The organism is Ruegeria sp. AP12, assembly GCF_056540025.1.
In genome coordinates, this window is record NZ_JBQFVZ010000277.1 from 1 (window position 1) to 593 (window position 593).

Genomic DNA, 593 nt, shown 5'->3' on the forward strand with positions numbered 1-593 from the left:
GTCACTTGGATTTCTGCAGATATAACTTCTTGGGTCCCCGATCGCAGATATGACGTCTGGCATGATAGGGCGGTTTTTCACTTTCTCGTGGATACATCGCAACGCGCGGCCTATCTGGAAAGCGTGAAGAAAGGGGTAAAAATTGGCGGCCATGTGATCATTGCTACGTTTGCACTTGATGGGCCGGAGACTTGCAGTGGTCTCCCTGTCGCCCGCTATAGTCCGAGCGATATCGCCGTGCTTTTTGAGGAACACTTTGAACTCGTCGCGCATCGCCATCACCTGCACCAAACCTCTTGGGGGGAAAGTCAGTCTTTCCAGTTCAGTGTTCTCCGCCGCTGCGTTTGAGCCCACACCTGAAACTGGCCCAAAGCGGTACGCTTCCAATAAGCTTTCGGGGCATGCCGATTGTGTTCACAAGTTACGTTTGGCCCTCAAAAACTGGCAGAACCACCTTAGCGCACAAGCCGCCAATTACCCCTTTTAACATTTCTACCGTGCCTCCGTGCGGCTGGATGATCGTACGTGCGATCGACAGCCCCAAGCCGGTTCCGCCAGTCTCTCGCGAGCGGGATGTTTCAAGCCGCACGAAT

The 593-nt window shown here is 54.0% G+C and carries 2 protein-coding genes; one reads left to right on the top strand and one right to left on the bottom strand.

Translation table 11 applies throughout. The features are described 5' to 3' along the window. On the top strand, positions 1-348 hold a 348-nt coding region (locus ACR0E6_RS22730; protein ID WP_480587660.1), incomplete at its 5' end, for a class I SAM-dependent methyltransferase. Positions 349-421: 73 nt separating this feature from the next. Here ACR0E6_RS22730 and ACR0E6_RS22735 read toward each other — a convergent pair. After that, positions 422-589: an ATP-binding protein gene (locus tag ACR0E6_RS22735; protein WP_480587663.1), complete on the bottom strand. Its 168-nt coding sequence runs from the start codon at positions 587-589 to the stop codon at positions 422-424. Positions 590-593: the final 4 nt, after the last annotated feature.